Genomic DNA, 16575 nt, shown 5'->3' on the forward strand with positions numbered 1-16575 from the left:
CAAAATGGATATCACAATTACACTCGATCGTTCAGAGCAAGCCGATTATATCTATCAGCAAATTTATCAAAAGCTGAAAAAAGAAATCCTCAGCCGCAATCTGCTGCCTCACTCGAAGGTTCCCTCCAAGCGGGAGCTGGCTGAAAATCTCAAGGTCAGCGTAAATTCAGTGAATTCAGCCTATCAGCAGCTGCTGGCTGAAGGGTATTTGTACGCCATTGAACGAAAGGGTTTCTTCGTGGAGGAACTAGACATGTTTTCCGCCGAGGAACACCCTCCATTTGCACTGCCGGATGATCTAAAAGAGATTCACATCGACCAGAGCGATTGGATATCGTTTTCACACATGAGTTCCGATACAGACCATTTTCCGATCAAAAGCTGGTTCCGCTGCGAGCAAAAAGCGGCCTCCCGCTCATACCGCACGCTCGGCGATATGTCACATCCGCAAGGGATATATGAAGTGAGAGCGGCCATTACCAGGCTCATTTCCCTGACGAGGGGTGTAAAATGCAGGCCCGAACAAATGATCATAGGGGCAGGCACACAGGTGCTCATGCAGCTGTTGACTGAGCTTTTACCCAAGGAAGCCGTGTATGCGATGGAGGAGCCTGGCTACAGGCGCATGTATCAGCTTTTGAAGAATGCCGGAAAACAAGTCAAGACGATCATGCTGGATGAAAAGGGCATGTCGATTGCTGAAATCACCAGACAGCAGCCAGATGTGCTGGTGACCACCCCGTCGCATCAGTTTCCGTCCGGAACGATTATGCCTGTATCCAGAAGAATTCAGCTGCTGAACTGGGCAGCCGAGGAGCCGCGCCGATATATCATTGAGGACGATTATGATAGTGAATTCACATATGATGTAGACAGTATTCCGGCGTTGCAAAGCCTCGACCGTTTTCAAAATGTCATCTATATGGGAACCTTTTCAAAGTCCCTTCTCCCCGGCTTGCGGATCAGCTATATGGTGTTGCCGCCTGAGCTGTTGAGGACATACAAACAGCGGGGCTATGATCTGCAGACTTGCTCATCACTTACACAGCTCACCCTGCAGGAATTTATTGAGTCTGGTGAATATCAGAAGCATATAAAAAAAATGAAGCAGCATTATAAAGAAAAGAGAGAACGCCTGATCACCGCTTTAGAAGCAGAGTTCAGCGGAGAAGTTACCGTAAAAGGAGCAAATGCGGGGCTGCATTTTGTTACCGAATTTGATACCAGGCGCACCGAACAAGACATCCTGTCACATGCTGCCGGGCTGCAGCTTGAAATATTCGGAATGAGCCGATTTAACTTGAAGGAAAACAAGCGGCAAACGGGCAGGCCCGCTCTCATTATCGGCTTTGCACGGCTGAAGGAAGAAGATATTCAGGAGGGTGTGCAGCGGCTTTTCAAAGCGGTTTACGGACATAAAAAAATCCCCGTTACAGGGGATTGATTCACCAGCGGTCCTGGTCTACATTCAGCACGGCTTCAAGCAGTCCCGGAAATGCCTTTTCAAGGTCTTCAGCGCGAAGCGAATAATACCGGCGCTTTCCTTCTATCCGAACTTGAGCGATGCCTGATTCTCTCAAAACTTTAAAATGATGCGACAAAGTCGATTTGGCAACCTGCACATCTGCACAGGTGCTGCACGTTTTTTCTTTTGCTTCAGCTAATTGCTTGACGAGCTCTAAACGAAGCGGATCACTAAGTGCATGAAGAACCTTTGTCAGCTGCAATGTTTCTGTTTCTGGATGGTTTGGAATGTTCATGACACAAATGTATCATACAACAATTAGAATGACAATTTTACTATATAAGGGTTTTTCCTTTACCTCATTTAGAATACATGTTACATTTAGTTCGATGAAATTCGAACAATAAATTCGCATAACAACGGAGGAGATTTAAATGATCGTATTACAAGCTTACATCAAAGTAAAACCAGAAAAACGCGAGGAATTTTTGAGCGAGGCTCAATCACTTGTTCAGCATTCAAGAGCTGAGGAAGGCAACGCGCAATACGACCTATTTGAAAAAGTAGGCGAAGAAAATACATTTGTCATGCTTGAAAAATGGAAAGATGAAGCGGCAATGAAATTCCATAACGAAACTGCGCATTTCCAAGGGTTTGTCGCAAAAGGAAAAGAACTGCTGAGCGCTCCTCTTGATGTTGTCCGCACAGAGCTTAGCGAGTAAAGGAAGGGTGTCTCATATGAATGAAGTGATTAAATCTTTAACAGACCACCGCTCGATTCGCAGCTACACAGATGAGCCTGTAGCTCAGGAGCAATTGGACCAAATCATTGAAGCGGTGCAATCAGCCCCTTCTTCTATCAACGGACAGCAAGTGACTGTGATCACAGTCCAGGATAAAGAGCGCAAAAAGAAAATCTCCGAGCTGGCAGGCGGCCAGCCATGGATTGATCAAGCTCCTGTTTTCCTGCTGTTCTGCGCAGATTTCAACCGGGCCAAAATTGCGCTTGAAGATCTGCATGATTTCAAAATGGAAATCACAAATGGATTGGAATCTGTTCTTGTCAGCGCAGTAGACGCTGGTATTGCCCTCGGCACAGCAACAGCAGCGGCCGAGTCACTCGGACTTGGCACAGTTCCGATCGGTGCAGTTCGTGGAAACCCTCAAGAGCTGATCGAACTGCTTGAGCTTCCAAAATACGTGTTCCCTTTATCCGGCCTTGTCATTGGGCATCCTGCCGACCGTTCAGCGAAAAAACCGCGCTTGCCGCAGGAAGCTGTCAATCATCAGGAAACTTATTTGAATCAGGATGAGCTGACGTCTCACATTCAGGCATACGACAAACAGATGTCTGAATACATGAATAAACGGACAAACGGAAAAGAAACAAGAAACTGGTCACAGAGCATCGCTTCCTACTATGAGCGCCTGTACTATCCGCACATCCGTGAAATGCTTGAAAAACAAGGATTTAAAGTTGAAAAATAAGCTCTTATTCGGCCTGTCGGATTTTCCGGCAGGCCTTTCATTTACCCGGTTAAAATCCATTGACTTCTATTTTGTTTATCTGGTAAAATTTTTTCATTGTTACTCATTGGTTTTCTGTGAACCAATGGGTTTTCTAATGTTCAAGAAAGAAGGAAGCCATGAGATGCTTGATAAAAAAACAGATATCTTGTTAGCCGCGCGAAAGCTTTTTTCGGAAAAGGATTTTACGTCGGTTTCCATGCAGGCGATCGCAGAAGAATGTAAGATGTCAAAAGCTTCGATATATAAGCTGTTTCAATCTAAAGAAGATCTGCTTTTGGAGCTGCTGTCATTTAACCAGAAGCAAATGGTGGCCGCGGCCTCAAGACTTCAGGAAAATACCGCACTTACACCGGAGGAGCGTTTGACGCAAAAGGTCAAAATGGAACTGGAGGGCTTCAGGCGGAATCAGCAGTTTTTCAATATGCTGACCTACGGAAACCCCAAGCTGCACAATGACCGGGTCAAACAGCATATCCATCAGACCAGATCGACGATTATCTGCTGGCACCGCGATTCGCTGATCCAGGCGTATGGAGAAACCATTCTCCCGTTTGTGTGGGATTTGGTTATCATTCTTCACGGCATGATGCGTGAGTTTTTAATGCTGATCAAAATCGAGGAAAAACCGCTTGAGCTTGACCCGATCGCAGAGTTTATCATCAGCACCCTCAATCAGATTATCAAAAACAGGGAAACCCGCCAGTCTCTTCTTCCGCCCGAAGCCATCGAGCTTTATATTCAATCAGCATCCTCCTACAAGCCAAAGGATAAATCAGTCCTATTATCGGAAAGCCTGAAGGAATTACATAAAGGCATCTCTTCCCTGTCCGCCGCGGACTATGACGTAGATGAACTGACATCCGCAGCCGCTATGCTGGAGGAAGAAGCGAAGAAGGAAGAACCCCGCGCTTTTTTACTCAAATCACTGATTGGCTATCTGGAACAAACCGGTGTTTTAACACAGCCCGTTTCCATGTTAAAAACACTGTTAATTACTTAGAGAAAAGAAGGGATATGTATTGAACACAAGTATTGAACAAAAACCTTTTAACCGTTCTGTCATTGTCGGCATTTTGTTAGCCGGAGCGTTTGTGGCGATTTTGAACCAGACATTGTTGATTACCGCACTTCCCCATATCATGAGGGATTTCAATGTCGATGCCAACCAAGCACAATGGCTGACCACATCATTTATGTTAACCAACGGGATTTTAATTCCGATTACCGCGTTTTTAATTGAGAAATTCACAAGCCGGGCGCTGCTCATCACAGCAATGAGCATTTTCACTGCCGGAACAGTCGTCGGAGCGTTCGCGCCGAACTTCCCGGTTCTGCTGACAGCGCGTATCATTCAAGCGGCTGGAGCCGGCATTATGATGCCGCTCATGCAGACTGTATTCCTGACAATCTTTCCGATTGAAAAGCGCGGCCAGGCTATGGGTATGGTCGGATTGGTCATCTCATTCGCGCCTGCGATCGGACCGACTCTTTCCGGATGGGCTGTCGAAGCTTTCTCTTGGAGATCATTGTTTTATATTATTCTTCCGTTTGCTGTGATTGATTTGATTCTTGCCAGCATCCTGATGAAAAACGTGACGACTTTAAGAAAAACACAGATTGATATTTTATCAGTCATCCTTTCAACATTTGGGTTCGGCGGCCTTCTGTACGGCTTCTCAAGCGTCGGCTCTTATGGCTGGTCCAGTTCAACCGTCTTGATTTCACTGCTGGTGGGTGTCATCGCGCTGCTCTTGTTTATCACAAGACAAATGAAGCTTGAAAAACCGATGCTGGAATTCCGCGTCTTCACGTTTGGCGTTTTCAGCTTAACAACACTGCTGGGAACCCTCGTCTTTGCATTATTGATCGGTACAGAAACCATCCTGCCGCTTTATACACAAAATGTCAGAGACGTCACAGCTTTTGATACAGGGCTTATGCTCCTTCCGGGAGCCGTTGTGATGGGCTTTATGTCGCCGATTATCGGCAGAATTTTTGACCGTGTCGGCGGAAGAGGGCTGGCGATTGCCGGTTTCTGCATCATCTTCCTGACATCTCTGCCGTTTATGCAGCTGACTGACCATACGTCACTCGCTTGGATTGTCGTTTTATACACCGTTCGTCTCTTAGGCACCGCCATGATCATGATGCCGGTGACAACAGCCGGAATCAACGCGCTGCCGCGCCACTTGATTCCGCACGGAACTGCGATGAACAACACGATTCGCCAAGTCGGCGGCTCGATCGGAACCGCACTATTGGTTTCCGTGATGAGCAACCAGGCGGCACATGCAGGCACGACAAATGTAAAGCACGCCGCCCTGCACGGCATGAATGCCGCTTTTATTGTGGCTGCCGTCATTGCACTTGTCGGCTTCCTTCTCTCATTCACATTAAAGAAACCTCAGCGCCCTGCCGAACGGCAGCCGGCACGCTGATTAACAAAAAAAGAGCCCCGCTACTTAGCGGAGGCTCTTTTTGGTTTTACTTTTCTAAACCGTCTTTCACTTCTTTGATCATTTGTGCCATAGACTCAAGACCGCCTCCTGATAAGTACCAAGTAGCAGAATCAAGGTAGACGACATGATCATTTTTCACTGCGTTTACATTTTTCACATAATCATTTTCAACGACTTGTTTAGTAGATGATGTTTCACCGATCGCTGTACCGCGGTCAATGACAAACAGGTAATCCGGGTTTGTTTTTGAAATGTACTCGTAAGAAACGCTTTGTCCGTGAGTAGACGCTTTGATGTTTTTATCAGCCGGTGTCACGCCGAACACGTCATGGATCAGGCCGTATCTTGATTTAGGACCGAATGCGCTGATCTTCCCGTCGTTCGCCATGATGACGAGACCGTTTTTGTTAAGCTTTTCAGCCGTTTTCTTTACATCTGCGATTGAATGATCGATTTTTGCGAGTTCATCCTTCACTTCATCTTCTTTATCGAAGATCTTACCGATTGTTTCTGCGTCAGACTTAAATGATTCCATATACTTCGCTGTGTCTACGCCAAGATAAATTGTCGGCGCAATTTTAGAGAATTCTTTGTAAGACTCAGATTGTCTTCCTGAGATAATGATCAAGTCAGGGTCTAAATCTGCCACTTTCTCGAAGTCTGGCTCTTTTAAGCTTCCGACGTCAGCATATTTGTCATCCTTGAATTTGGACAGATATTTAGGAAGGGCTTGTTTCGGCAGTCCCGCTACTTTATCATCAAGTCCAAGTTTATCTAGTGTATCTAAGCTTCCAAAGTCAAATACGACAACTTTTTTAGGGCTCTTCGGTACTTTTGTTCCGTTTTTGTCCAGCTGGTGTTTCACCGTGATTTGTTCTTCCTTAGAATCAGAACCTTTGCTGCTTGTACTTTGGTTTCCGCATGCAGAAATCACAACTGCTGTCACCAAAGCGATGAATAGTAATGCGAACTTTTTCATGCTCTTCACCTCTTCTATATATTAAGAAAAATAGACACCTATTCTTTGATTATCAATCGTCTGAATCGGGATGGTCATATCGTAGATTTCCTCAAGTACTGATGTTTCTATCATTTCTTCAGGTGGTCCTTCTTTTACGATTCGGCCGTTTTTCAAAGCGACGATATGGTCAGAATAGACTGAAGCAAAATTGATATCGTGAATAACGATGACGATCGTTTTTCCAAGCTCCTCTACCAGCCGTTTCAGCAGTTTCATAATTTCAACTGAATGTTTCATATCCAGATTGTTCAGCGGCTCATCCAGAAAGATATAATCGGTGTCCTGGGCAATGACCATGGCGATAAATGCCCGTTGGCATTGTCCGCCGCTTAGCTGGTCGAGGTATTTGTCCTGAATGTCTTCCAGCTTCATATAGCTGAGCGCCTGGTTGATATGAACCCAGTCTTCCTCTGTCAGCCGGCCCTGTGAGTACGGAAACCTGCCAAAACTAACGAGGTCTTTGATCGTGAGCCTGATATTGATTTGGTTCGCCTGCTTCAAAATGCTCATTTTCTTGGCAAGCTCTTTGCTGTCACATGCTCCAATCTCTTGTCCGTCTATGTAAATCTCGCCGGAATCCTTTTTGATCAGGCGGCTCATGATAGACAGCAGCGTACTTTTGCCGGCGCCGTTAGGACCGATAAACGAGGTGATTTTGCCCTTTTGAATCGTGACTGACGTCTCTTCAAGAACAACTTTCCCGCCATATTGTTTGCTTACATTTCTGACCTCTACCATGATTTATTCTCCTTTAACAGCAAGTAGATAAAATAAATCCCGCCGGCAAAATTAATAATGACACTCAGCGTCGTTGAGAAGGTAAACACTTTCTCAACCACAAACTGCCCTCCGACCAGCGCAATGATGCTGATGAAAACGGAGCCTGCGATTAAGTATGAATGCTTATATGTTTTCAGGAATTCTCTCGCCAGGTTGACAACCAGAAGGCCTAAAAACATAATCGGCCCGACTAGCGCTGTTGAAACAGAAACCAAAATCGCAACCACGATCAGCATCTGCTTCACCACTTTGTCGTAGTCAATACCCAAATTCACGGCGTGCTCGCGTCCGAGCGACAGCACATCGAAAAATTTTGTAAAACGCCAGACATAAACGCCTGTCAGCAGGAAGATGATGAACGCAAGCCATAACAAATCCGTATTGATATTGTTAAAGCTGGCAAACATCTTGTCCTGCACAACTTGGAACTCATTCGGATCAATCAGCATCTGCATAAAGGAAGACAGGCTGCTGAATAGCGTGCCAAACACGATTCCGATAAGCAGAAGGAAAAAGATATTTCTCCCCTCACCCTTGAACATGATCTGATACAAAACAAGAGAAAACAGTATCATCAGCAGAACAGAGATGATAAAGTTGATGTTTTTATTCATGATGACCATATTCGCAGAACCGAACAAAAAGATAATGCCAGTCTGAATCAGCATGTAGAGAGAATCAAGGCCCAAAATGCTCGGCGTCAGGATGCGGTTGTTCGTAATCGTTTGAAAGATCATGGTCGAAAACGCAATCGCTCCCCCAGTCAGCACAATGGCAGCGACTTTTTTGATTCGTCTCGGCAGGGTGTAATCCCAATTGCCTAAGTCATAAAACAAAAACAAGCCAATACATACAATGGCTAAACCAACGAGCAAAGCTATTTTCATCTGGTTACGCATAGGCTTTTCTCCTTAACAGCATAAACAGGAAAATGCCGCTGCCGATGATTCCGACCATCAGGCCAATCGAGATTTCATAAGGGAAGATAATGATTCTGCCCAGTATATCGCAAAACAGCACAAACACCGCTCCCAACAGCGCAGTATGCGGCAGGCTGCTCTTCAGATTGTCTCCTCTGTAAATCGATACAATATTCGGGATGATTAAACCGAGAAACGGCAGCATACCGACAGTCAAAATGACAAGGGACGTGATCAGGGACACGATAATGAGCCCGATGTTCACAACCCGTTTGTACTTCAGGCCGAGGTTGACAGAAAAGCTTTCACCCATACCGGCCAATGTGAATTTATCCGCATACACATAGGCAATGATGACGAGCGGAATACTCAGATAAAGAAGCTCGTATCTTCCTTTCACGACTAAAGAGAAGTCTCCCTGCAGCCATGATGACACATTCTGGATCAAGTCATATTTATATGCGATAAATGTCGCGATTGAACTGACGATATTCCCGAGCATTAAACCGACAAGCGGAATAAAGATGGTGTCGTTAAACTTGATTCTTTCAAGGATTTTCATAAACAGAAAATTTCCTGCAAGGGCAAAGACAAACGCGACCAGCATTTTGATTAAAGGACTGGCCGATGTAAACAGCAGCAAGGAAATTAAAATGCCGAGCCGAGCCCAATCCATCGTGCCCGCCGTCGTCGGTGACACGAATTTATTTCTGCTGATCTGCTGCATAATCAAACCGCAGATGCTCATGCTTAATCCCGCGATGACAATGCTGATCAATCGCGGCAAACGGCTTGCAAACAGCGTTGACGCCTCTTGTTTGCTTAAATCGAAGAGATCAAGCGGCGACAGATCTTCTACACCGATAAATACAGATGTGACTGCTAATATGATAAGTAGAATAAATAAGTAACGTAGCTTCATGCTGCCTCCTTACATCCTTACAGCAAAAAGAACGTATCTCCTACTCCGCAAGGACTCAAAACAATATGGCCATATAGTAATTGATTATCATTATCATTTACATATTACCATTTTTCTAGGGTTAGTCAATATTCTTTAAAAATATTAACCTAGTCATTTATCCATTTTACTAATCATTCTAACCATTTTCCATCCCAAAACGTTAGGCTGTTTACCATATTTATCTTTATAACGCAGGTATACGGTCAGCAAACCTAACATTATTCCTTGTGGAAAATACAAATGTTCTCCCTGGATAGAAATTCCCCCTTGATTTACAGTACTGAAAGAGAGATAATAAATACTAAATTTGTGTGAAAATTTTAAACATTAGGAGATGTAAACATGAAGGTCGTTAAATTCGGAGGCAGCTCACTTGCTTCAGGCGCCCAGCTTGACAAGGTGTTTCACATCGTTACCTCAGACCCGGCACGGAAAGCTGTAGTCGTTTCAGCTCCGGGAAAACGCTATGCCGAGGATACGAAAGTGACTGATCTCTTAATCGCATGTGCAGAACAATATTTGGCAACAGGCAGCGCACCTGAACTGGCGGAAGCAGTTGTGGAACGGTACGCTCTCATCGCCAATGAGCTTCAGCTGGGGCAAAGCATTATCGAAAAAATCAGAAATGATCTGTTTACGCTTTTAGAAGGAGATAAAAGCAATCCCGAGCAATACCTTGACGCAGTCAAGGCCAGCGGAGAGGATAACAATGCCAAGCTGATCGCCGCTTACTTCCGTTATAAAGGCGTCAAAGCGGAATATGTAAACCCGAAGGATGCTGGCCTCTTTGTGACAAATGAACCCGGCAACGCGCAAGTTCTTCCTGAATCCTATCAAAACCTCTATCGTCTTCGGGAACGTGACGGACTCATCATTTTTCCCGGTTTTTTCGGATTCAGCAAGGATGGCGATGTGATCACATTCTCACGGAGCGGTTCTGATATTACCGGTTCGATTCTTGCCAACGGACTACAAGCCGATTTGTACGAAAACTTTACAGACGTAGACGCTGTGTATTCTGTCAATCCGTCCTTCGTTGAGAATCCAAAGGAAATCAGCGAGCTGACATATAGAGAGATGCGGGAGCTGTCCTACGCGGGTTTTTCAGTGTTTCATGATGAAGCGCTCATTCCGGCATTCAGAGCGGGGATTCCTGTTCAGATCAAAAATACGAACAACCCCTCAGCCGAAGGCACCCGCGTCGTCAGCAAGCGGGATAACACAAACGGGCCTGTCGTCGGCATTGCCAGCGACACCGGTTTTTGCAGCATTTATATCAGCAAGTATCTCATGAACAGAGAAATCGGTTTTGGCCGCAGAGCCCTTCACATCCTGGAGGAGCATGGTTTGACGTATGAGCATGTTCCATCGGGAATCGATGACATGACAATCATTTTACGGCAGGGGCAAATGGATGCCGCCACTGAACGCAGCGTCATCAAACGGATCGAAGAGGATTTGCATGCCGATGAAGTCATCGTCGAGCATCATCTCGCCCTGATTATGGTTGTAGGGGAAGCGATGCGCCACAATGTCGGTACAACGGCAAGAGCCGCCAAAGCATTATCAGAGGCACAGGTGAATATCGAAATGATCAATCAGGGATCTTCTGAAGTGAGCATGATGTTTGGCGTAAAAGAAGCCGAAGAAAGAAAAGCCGTCCAAGCGTTATACCAGGAATTTTTCGCGGGCGTGCTGATCTCTTAATCGTACATAAATAGCGGGCGGCAGCGCCCGCTATTTTTTATATCACCTTCATATAGCCGAATTCTTCATTTTTTCTCTTGTCCACTATTATCCCTGCCAAATGGATCGGTTCAGCATATCTTATAGTATCCTTCATAGGGAGGTGAAACCTTATGTCAGGATACTCTAACGGCGGCGGTTACGGCGGCATCAGTTCTTTCGCTTTAATCGTTGTATTGTTTATTCTTTTAATTATCGTAGGGACTGCGTTTGTTGGCGGCTACTAAGCTGCTGACCGTCTCTGCGGAACCCTGTCTGCCACAGTTTTGCAGTATATGCTGAAGCAATCTCGCAAGGAGGTACACAAAATGTCAGGTTACGGAACTTCTTTCGCTTTGATTGTTGTGTTATTTATCCTCTTGATCATTGTGGGAACTGCATTTGTAGGAGGCTACTAAATAAACGTAATCTCCATGAAGGCGGCACCGCAAGACTATGTCCTGCGGTGTTTTTTTGAAAAGAAAAACCCCTTCTCGCTAATGAGAAGGGGCTTGTTCTTACGTCATTCCTCTTTCTGTCACATGAAAGTCGAGTGCTTCCGCATTAGCAGAAACGCCAGCCGCTGTAAAAATCGCGGCTGCGGCCAAACAAATAACAAACAACTTAGATTTCAATTTCATACAAACCTTCACTCCTTTGTATTTGTTTTCTTGCCTCTTCAACTTGTAGAAAGTAGGAAGCAGACAGTTTAAACCATTTCTGTTCATAGTAATATTTTGCTACTTCTAGGGCTAAATCCTCTATATCAGCGTACATATTTTTATTTTTTAAGTACTGGAAACATCGTTCGATTCCTTCTTCATTGGGCTGATCCTGATATAGGGATTGTAAAAACTCGAATTTTACGGCATAGTCTGCATCGTCTGTTTCTTTAGCATATTCATAGCCCCGCTTGTGATATTCCGAAGCTTTATCATGTTTTCCCTGTTTATAATAAATCAGGGTGATTAAAAAATAGGCTTGCGGGAGAGAATTGACGATCCTGCTGCTTTCAAATGTGGAGACCGCTTTTTCAAAGTAATCAATGGCAGGGTCTAGAAGGTCTTGATTGTAATAGCATAACCCGAGATTGTAGTATGCTCTTCCAACCAGCTGGGCTTTTTGTTCCGCTTGGGCCATGTTGAGCGCCAATTTGAAATGGCGTGCGGCTTGTTCGAAATTTCTTTCATCCATCAGGTTGACCCCGAACACGAAATGGCACTGAATGATTCTCACATTATAGGTTTCCTGCTCCACGTAAATTTCATAGGCGTTTTTTATATTAATCAATGAAAAATACGTTTGCTTCATATAATAATAAGCTTCCGCGATTTTAAAATAAAATTCAGCCCGTTCAATATGGTCTGCGACAAAGGAGAGCTTTTTCTCCGCCTGTTTATAGTATGTAATGGCAGAAATAAATTCCCGCTTATCAAATTCATACATCCCGCGAAAAAAATTCACGTAATAGTCGAGCAGCCCTTTGAGATCTGCCTGGTTGCTGTCAATGTTTCTTGATAATTCAGACAGGCTTGGCTGGTCTTCGATATTTAATTTCTCTAACGGCTCAAGATAATCCAGCATAAGCTGGTGCCGGAATTCCATTAGTGAATAATAAAGCAGCAAGTTGGAATCATGCTGCATGTGTTTCAGTTCATGCTGGATTTCAGCTTTTAACACTTCGGCATCCGGCACGCTGAATGTCCGGATATATCTGTACCACTCGTTAATTTTTTGACCGACCGCTGAAGAAGGAATTACCCCGCTCTTCATTCCTTCACCCTCTCCCATCAAAAACTGTTTATGTCATATTTTATCATGTTTATAGACCGTCCCAACCCGAAAAACACGCAATCTTTGTTTTCGGGAGCACGCAATAAACCGAAGCGGTGTGCAAAAAAGGCGGATGCATCAGTTGATGCGCCGCCCTGTATGCTATTGCTGTTTTGCCGTTAAAGGAAGGCGGATGATGAACTTTGTGCCTTTCCCTTCTTCACTCTTGATTTCTACTGTGCCCTGGTGCATTTCAACGAGCTGCCTGACGATCGAGAGACCGAGTCCGTATTCACCGTATGCTGTGTTCGTTCTTGAAATATCTGCTTTATAGAATCGCTCCCAAATATGCTCAATATCCTCTTTTGGAATGCCGATACCCGTGTCTTCAATTTCAATAATCGTCTCTTTATAACCTTCCATTCCGCGCAGCCAAATGTCACCGTTTTGCGTAAATTGGATGCTGTTTTTCGTAATGTTGACGAGAATTTGAATGAACCGGTCATAATCGGCATGTACGATGACGTGATCCTCTACCTGGATCATCAGCTTGTTTTGTTTTTCTTCCGCCTGCTGCTGCAAGTGCTCTTTCACGATTTCAAACACCTCGATCAGAGGAACGTTTAGCTTGTTCAAGGTAATTTGCTGGGATCTGATTTTTTCATAATCCAGATTTTCTTTTACGAGCCGCAGCATGCGCTTCGTTTCCTCACTGATCAGCGAGAAGCATTTATCCTTCTTATCCTCAGGAATCGTATGGCTGTTCAGCCCTTCAACCAAACCGTTGATCGTCGTCAGCGGTGTTTTTAATTCATGTGACACGTCAGCGATAAACTGCCTTCTCCGCTTCTCAAGGCGCTCGATTTCATCCCTTGACTGCTTTAGTTTTTTCGCCATGATATTAAAGTCAGACGCCAGTACGCCGATTTCGTCCCCGTAGCTGTTTTCCAAATGGATGTCATAATCGCCGGAAGCCACTTTATCTGTCGCTTCTCTCAGCTTTTGAATCCGCTTGACATGGAATTTGGACAGAAGCCAACTCACGAGAATCGTAATCACAAGCGTGCTGATCACAGCGTAAAACATATAGAGGTTGACCTGATTGACCATCTGTTCAACACCGCTAATCGGAGAAATCAGCAGAACGGCGCCTTTAAATTCGTTCTGAACAAATATAGGCTGCGCCACAAGTGACACTTCATCATCAAAACGGCCATCTGCCCTGATCATGACAGTCTGCCCTTTTTTTAGTTTATTCCATTCTGATTTCTTCAGCTGTTCCCTTGGTGGGTGATGAAAGCCTTCAGGAAGAAAATAGGGCTGCTGCTCTTCATTAAAGATGATAAACTGCGTCTTTCTTGTGCTTAACATGTCCTGATAAGGATAGAGCCTGCGCATGTCCACCTGGCCGGCTTGGAATTCATTTGCAATCTGCACCGCATATGACGTCAATTCCTCTACTTTGTTCTGATAGGCAAATTCCTTCACAAAGTGGGAAAACAGAGAAATGATAATGACAAACGCTAAAATCAAAATGCTGATATGGCTTAGCAGCAGCTGATATAAATATTTAATCTTCATCAAATTTATACCCTACTCCCCACACAGTATACAGGAAAGGCTTGTCCTCGCTGGCAAGCTTTTTACGCAGCCGTTTGATATGAACGTCAACCGTTCGTTCATCTCCATAAAACTGATAGCCCCATACCTGCTCGAGCAGCTGTTCTCTGGAGAACACCTGCCGCGGATTTTGGACAAGGTAATAAAGCAGATCGAATTCCTTCGGCGTGAGATTTTCTACAGGCTCTCCGTTTAATAATACTTCTCTCGTCTTCTTATTAATGGTAAAGCATTCTGATTCGATCATATCTTCATCAATAACAGCTTTGCCTGTCGCCTTGTATCTTCTGATGACGGCTTTGATGCGGGCAACCAATGTCAGCGGGCTGAACGGCTTTGTGACATAATCGTCCGCCCCCATCTCAAACCCGATGACCTGATCTGATTCAGTGTCTTTGGCAGTCAGCATGATAATCGGCACCGTGCTTGTCTCTCTTATTTTTCTGCAGATGGTCACGCCGTCCATAGATGGAAGCATGATATCCAAAATGATCAGATCCCAATTTTCTTCCGTAAAACGCTGGTACCCTTCTAACCCGTCATGAACGAATTCCGCTTCAAAACCTTCTTTAAAAAAGAACATCTCCGTCATCGTACATACACTAACATTATCTTCTATCATTAATATTTTCATTATATCCTCCGGTTGTTTTGATGCTTTTTTATATAATAGCACCATTTTAAACAGAAGGTTTTGCGTTTCACAATTGTTAGTTTTTATTTCATCAACTAGAAATAGATTGTTCATATTTTTTTCATACCTTTGGACTACTATTAATTTATCAGCAAGGGGACGCGCCCCAGAGGCGGTCTTATCAATAAAAATACCAATGCGGAGGAACATAAATGAACTTTATCAAACGGGCCTTTTGGAATATGAAGGCTAAAAAGGGAAAAACGTTATTGCAATTATTTGTGTTTACAGTCATATGTGTCTTTGTTCTATCAGGCCTCACCATCCAGTCGGCAGCACAAAAGTCAAGCGAACTGGCCAGACAGGAACTCGGCGGAAGCGTGACACTTCAGGTTGACCGCCAAAAACAAATGGAAAAACAGCAGGACAGCGGTGAAAAACGCAGCTTCGAATCCACACCGATCAAAGTGTCTGATGCGAATAAGCTTGCAGCGCTTGATCATGTGAAGAGCTACAATTACACCACATCAGCTTCAGCCAACGCGGGAAACTTTGATGCGATTGAAAGCTCTAGTTCAAGTGATTCCAGCTCCAGCAGTTCAAGCTCAAACGCTAAAAACAGCCAAGGTGGCGGACAAGGCGGACCGCAAATGGTTCAAGCCGATCTTTCTATTGAAGGTGTCATCAGCACAGCATTAGTTGATGATTTCTCTGACGGGGATTCAAAAATCACAGACGGACGCGCGATTACAAAATCAGATGTCGGCAAAAAAGTAACAGTCATCAATGAAACATTAGCGGAAGAAAATGATTTAAGCGTTGGCGATTCGATCACAATTGAATCAGCAACGGATGAGGATACAACAGTAAAGCTGAAGATCGTCGGTATTTATAAAACAACATCTTCAGGTGATGACCAAGCCCAAAATTTCTCTTTCTTAAATCCTTATAACAAGCTTTATACGCCTTACACAGCAACAGCGGCGCTGAAAGGCGACGACTATAAAAATACGGTTGACTCAGCTGTTTACTATATGGACGACGCGAAAAATATGGATGCTTTCGTAAAAGCAGCGAAGAAAACATCAATTGACTTTGATACGTACACACTGAATACAAACGATCAGCTTTACCAGCAAATGGTCGGACCGATTGAAAATGTGGCTTCTTTCTCTAAAAACGTGGTGTATCTTGTATCAGTGGCAGGCGCCGTCATTCTTGGCCTGATTGTCATGATGTCAATCAGGGAGCGCAAATACGAAATAGGCGTGTTAATGGCCATCGGTGAAAAACGATGGAAATTGATTGGACAGTTCTTGACTGAGATTCTGATTGTGGCCGTTATCGCTATCGGCCTTGCATCTGTGACGGGAAATCTCGTCGCGAATCAGCTTGGAAATCAGCTTTTATCCCAGCAAATCAGTTCATCAACCGATTCAACGCAAACCGCAAGCGGACAAATGCCCGGCGGCGGTGGCGGCATGGGCGGCAAAATGTTCGGCCACAGTTCATCAAACGTAGACGTTATCGATTCACTGAACGTCGCGGTTTCTATGAACGACATGCTTATTCTGGGCGGGATCGGCATCCTAATCGCAATCATTGCAACATTGCTGCCGTCAATTTCAGTACTGCGGCTTCATCCGAAAACGATATTGACAAAACAGGAATAGAAAGAGGCGGA

Annotated in this window: 18 protein-coding genes; 9 read left to right on the plus strand and 9 right to left on the minus strand. The window is 44.6% G+C overall.

Features of this window, described 5'->3' with window-relative positions; genetic code table 11:
- The first annotated feature begins 4 nt into the window (after positions 1-4).
- Positions 5-1444: a transcriptional regulator GabR gene (gene gabR / locus NYE22_RS20040; RefSeq protein WP_041850698.1), complete on the plus strand. Its 1440-nt coding sequence runs from the start codon at positions 5-7 to the stop codon at positions 1442-1444.
- 1 nt (position 1445) lies between these two features.
- Here the strand turns inward: gabR and NYE22_RS20045 are convergent, their stop codons facing one another.
- Positions 1446-1760: a metalloregulator ArsR/SmtB family transcription factor gene (locus NYE22_RS20045; protein WP_003234476.1), complete on the minus strand. Its 315-nt coding sequence runs from the start codon at positions 1758-1760 to the stop codon at positions 1446-1448.
- Positions 1761-1899: 139 nt separating this feature from the next.
- On the opposite strand from NYE22_RS20045, the gene NYE22_RS20050 reads away from it, so the two are divergent.
- The 4 genes from NYE22_RS20050 (at position 1900) to NYE22_RS20065 (ending at position 5433) form a co-directional block, all read left to right on the plus strand.
- Positions 1900-2187 (plus strand): putative quinol monooxygenase, encoded by a 288-nt coding sequence (locus NYE22_RS20050; RefSeq protein ID WP_003234477.1) that lies wholly within the window; start codon positions 1900-1902, stop codon positions 2185-2187.
- A gap of 16 nt (positions 2188-2203) precedes the next feature.
- Positions 2204-2953 (plus strand): NADPH-dependent oxidoreductase, encoded by a 750-nt coding sequence (locus NYE22_RS20055; protein ID WP_342412086.1) that lies wholly within the window; start codon positions 2204-2206, stop codon positions 2951-2953.
- 163 nt (positions 2954-3116) lie between these two features.
- Positions 3117-3995: a TetR/AcrR family transcriptional regulator gene (locus NYE22_RS20060; protein ID WP_026009826.1), complete on the plus strand. Its 879-nt coding sequence runs from the start codon at positions 3117-3119 to the stop codon at positions 3993-3995.
- Positions 3996-4014: 19 nt separating this feature from the next.
- Positions 4015-5433 (plus strand): MDR family MFS transporter, encoded by a 1419-nt coding sequence (locus tag NYE22_RS20065; protein ID WP_120027775.1) that lies wholly within the window; start codon positions 4015-4017, stop codon positions 5431-5433.
- Between the two features lie 46 nt (positions 5434-5479).
- Here NYE22_RS20065 and yclQ read toward each other — a convergent pair whose 3' ends face one another.
- From yclQ to yclN, 4 genes are read right to left on the minus strand one after another with little or no spacing between them, the layout of a single operon-like run.
- On the minus strand, positions 5480-6433 hold the full coding sequence (gene yclQ, locus NYE22_RS20070) for a petrobactin ABC transporter substrate-binding protein YclQ (RefSeq protein WP_046160056.1): 954 nt from the start codon (positions 6431-6433) through the stop codon (positions 5480-5482).
- 21 nt (positions 6434-6454) lie between these two features.
- Positions 6455-7213 carry a petrobactin ABC transporter ATP-binding protein YclP gene (yclP, locus tag NYE22_RS20075; protein WP_014475806.1) on the minus strand — a complete coding sequence of 253 codons (759 nt, stop codon included), beginning with the start codon at positions 7211-7213 and terminating at the stop codon, positions 6455-6457.
- Positions 7207-8154 (minus strand): petrobactin ABC transporter permease YclO, encoded by a 948-nt coding sequence (gene yclO, locus NYE22_RS20080; RefSeq protein WP_003246705.1) that lies wholly within the window; start codon positions 8152-8154, stop codon positions 7207-7209. The genes yclP and yclO overlap by 7 nt, the downstream gene beginning before the upstream one ends.
- Positions 8147-9097, minus strand: a complete 951-nt coding sequence (gene yclN, locus NYE22_RS20085; protein WP_014475804.1) for a petrobactin ABC transporter permease YclN — start codon at positions 9095-9097, stop codon at positions 8147-8149. Before yclN ends, yclO begins: the two co-directional genes overlap by 8 nt.
- 384 nt (positions 9098-9481) lie before the next feature.
- Here yclN and NYE22_RS20090 point away from each other — a divergent pair, with 384 nt between their 5' ends.
- The 3 genes from NYE22_RS20090 to NYE22_RS20100 all read left to right on the plus strand — a co-directional run bounded on the left by NYE22_RS20090 (position 9482) and on the right by NYE22_RS20100 (position 11283).
- The gene (locus tag NYE22_RS20090) at positions 9482-10846 is read left to right on the plus strand and encodes an aspartate kinase (protein ID WP_032726529.1); all 1365 of its coding nucleotides are present in this window, start codon (positions 9482-9484) and stop codon (positions 10844-10846) included.
- A gap of 152 nt (positions 10847-10998) precedes the next feature.
- Complete coding sequence (locus NYE22_RS20095; protein ID WP_014478831.1) at positions 10999-11112, plus strand: YjcZ family sporulation protein; 114 nt, start codon at positions 10999-11001, stop codon at positions 11110-11112.
- 81 nt (positions 11113-11193) lie between these two features.
- The gene (locus NYE22_RS20100) at positions 11194-11283 is read left to right on the plus strand and encodes a YjcZ family sporulation protein (protein ID WP_015482794.1); all 90 of its coding nucleotides are present in this window, start codon (positions 11194-11196) and stop codon (positions 11281-11283) included.
- A 99-nt stretch (positions 11284-11382) separates the two neighbouring features.
- Here NYE22_RS20100 and phrC read toward each other — a convergent pair whose 3' ends face one another.
- From phrC to yclJ, 4 genes are all read right to left on the minus strand, one after another.
- A complete protein-coding gene (gene phrC / locus NYE22_RS20105) occupies positions 11383-11505 on the minus strand; it encodes a phosphatase RapC inhibitor PhrC (protein ID WP_003224994.1) in 123 nt (40 codons plus the stop codon).
- Positions 11489-12637 (minus strand): response regulator aspartate phosphatase RapC, encoded by a 1149-nt coding sequence (gene rapC, locus NYE22_RS20110; protein ID WP_342412087.1) that lies wholly within the window; start codon positions 12635-12637, stop codon positions 11489-11491. Before rapC ends, phrC begins: the two co-directional genes overlap by 17 nt.
- A gap of 162 nt (positions 12638-12799) precedes the next feature.
- Positions 12800-14221 (minus strand): two-component system sensor histidine kinase YclK, encoded by a 1422-nt coding sequence (yclK, locus tag NYE22_RS20115; protein WP_080121165.1) that lies wholly within the window; start codon positions 14219-14221, stop codon positions 12800-12802.
- Positions 14208-14891, minus strand: coding sequence for a two-component system response regulator YclJ (gene yclJ / locus NYE22_RS20120; protein ID WP_015482792.1), 684 nt, complete (start codon positions 14889-14891; stop codon positions 14208-14210). The genes yclK and yclJ overlap by 14 nt, the downstream gene beginning before the upstream one ends.
- 212 nt (positions 14892-15103) lie before the next feature.
- Between yclJ and NYE22_RS20125 the strand changes: the two genes are divergently transcribed.
- Positions 15104-16564 (plus strand): ABC transporter permease, encoded by a 1461-nt coding sequence (locus NYE22_RS20125; RefSeq protein WP_342412088.1) that lies wholly within the window; start codon positions 15104-15106, stop codon positions 16562-16564.
- Positions 16565-16575 lie beyond the last annotated feature (11 nt).

The organism is Bacillus sp. FSL K6-1560 (genome assembly GCF_038592935.1).
GTDB classification, from domain to species: Bacteria; Bacillota; Bacilli; order Bacillales; family Bacillaceae; genus Bacillus; species Bacillus subtilis.